General features: G+C 69.2%; 2 protein-coding genes. One reads left to right on the top strand and one right to left on the bottom strand.

Annotated features, from left to right (window positions below; all coding sequences use genetic code 11):
* A partial coding sequence (locus AC1DHD_RS15800) for an alpha/beta fold hydrolase (RefSeq protein WP_476880620.1) occupies positions 1-1,699 on the top strand: 1,699 nt, incomplete at its 5' end.
* Here AC1DHD_RS15800 and AC1DHD_RS15805 read toward each other — a convergent pair.
* Positions 1,696-2,206: dioxygenase family protein (locus AC1DHD_RS15805; RefSeq protein WP_476880621.1), on the bottom strand; the 511-nt coding region annotated here is incomplete at its 5' end. The two genes, AC1DHD_RS15800 and AC1DHD_RS15805, sit on opposite strands and share 4 nt — an antisense overlap.

Consider the following 2,206-nt stretch of genomic DNA (forward strand, 5'->3'; position numbering starts at 1 on the left):
CGACGTCGTCCGGGCCAAAAACATCCTCTTTTCGATGTTCACCTACCAGCTCAGCCGGCGGAGGCCGGAGACCATGAAGGCCATCCTCCGGAAGTCGGCCGTCGCCAAACTGCCCGCGGGCTTTGCCGTGGACACGCATCTGGCGCCGACGTACCAGCCGTGGGACCAGCGGGTCTGCGCSATYCCSAACGGCGACCTCTACCGSGCMATYAGTGCMGGSACYGCCGACATCGTGACCGACAGCATCACCCGGATCACGCCCGACGGCCTTGAGCTGGCCTCCGGCGGCTCGATCCCGGCCGACGTGATTGTCACGGCCACGGGACTGAACCTGCTGGTGCTTGGCGGGATGGCGCTGAGCGTCGAYGGCGTCCCGGTGGACGTGGGAAATACCCTCACCTACAAGGGCATGATGCTCGACGGCGTCCCCAACTTTGCGCTCACCGTCGGGTACACCAATGCGTCCTGGACGCTGAAGGCGGATCTCGTGGCCGGCTACATCTGCCGGCTCCTGAAGCACCTGGACCGCAAAGACCTGCAGTGGGTGGCGCCGGCCGCCCCGGCCGAGGTGGTCAACGCCGAGCTGGGCTCCCTGATCGACCTCAAGGCCGGCTACATCTTCCGCGGGGCGGACCAGTTGCCGCGGCAGGGTGCCGTCTCCCCCTGGCGGCTGCACCAGAACTACTTCCGCGACTTCGCACTCCTTCGGGCCGGGAGGCTTACGGACCATGTCCGCTTCGGCCGGCGCGGGCAGCGCGCCGCCGCCAGAACCCCGGAGATATTCGCGGATCCGCTCCGGCTTCCGGGCACCGGCTACATCAACGCCGGAGGGACCCGGCTGCGGTTCCGAAGGACCGGCAGCGGCGACCCTGTCCTGCTTCTGCACGGCATTGGCCAGAGCCTGGACGACTGGAGCGAACAGCACGAACGGCTCGCGGCGAAGCACACCGTGATCAGTGTTGACCTGCCCGGTTTCGCTTACTCAGACCGGCTGCCGGGACGGACGACGCTGGCGGCGCTTGCCGACGCGCTGCCCGCGTTCCTCGACGCCGTCGGGGTCAACGGCCCGGTGCCCGTGATGGGCAACTCGCTCGGCGGCGCCGTCGCCATGAAGCTGGCAGCCGACCATCCGGGCCGCGTGTCCGCACTGGTGCTGGCGAACAGTGCCGGGTTCGGGAAGGAGGTGGCGCTGGCACTTCGGCTGCTCGCGATCAGGCCGCTGGCGGCGCTGCTGATGCGCCCCGACCCGACGGCGTCCCGCCGGACCGTCCAGTCGATCTTCTACGACAGGACGCTGGTGACCGAGGACCGCATTGGCCATGCCTTTGCCTTGTCGCAGCGGGCTCAGCACCGCCAAACAGTCCTTGACGTTGCCCGCGACCTCGGTACGATCTCGGGCATCCGGGCCGAGTGGCGGGCGGCCCTGCTGGACGCGGTGGCGCGGCTGGACCTTCCCACGCTGGTGGTCTGGGGCGACCACGACCACGTCCTGCCGTTCAGCCACCTCGAGGCCGCCCTGGCGTCGCTGCCGGGCGCGGAATCGCACGTCTTCCCCAAGACCGGCCATATGCCCCAGATTGAGCGGGCCGATGAGTTCGCCGCCCTGGTTGAGGACTTCCTGGCCCGGCGCGGCACGCCCGGCGATCTGGCGACCGGCCGACCGGGGGCCGGCCGGTCGGAGGTGCGGGCTACAGTTTAGGTCAGCGTCCAGGAGCGCTTGGAGAGGCCGAACCAGAACCCGTCGATGGCCGTTTTGGCGTGCAGGTCGCCGGATTCGTAAGCGGCGCCGAGAGCCACGTACAGCGGGGCCCAGTGTTCGCTGCGGGGATGGGCTTCGCGGGCGGCCGGGGCCTTGTGCAGGAAGTCGAGGATGGAGTCGACGTCGCCGCGCGCCATTGCTTCCTCCGCCCAGTGGTCGAACTCGCGGGAAACCGACGGCGGGGTGCTGTCCGGGCCGCCGGCGGGGTTGAACCAGCGCAGGTTGTGCGTGGTGAAACCGGACCCGACGATGAGGGTGCCGCGGTCACGCAGGGGAGCCAGGGACTTGCCGAGGTCGAACAGGCCCTGCGGATCCAGGGTGGGCATGGACATCTGCACGATCGGCACGTCAGCCTCGGGGAACATCTCCTTGAGCGGAACGTATGCGCCATGATCCAGGCCGCGGGTCTCGTCACGTTCGACGTGGTGGCCGTGGCCGGCCACCAGC

Source organism: Arthrobacter sp. 05L45_2, assembly GCF_056397525.1.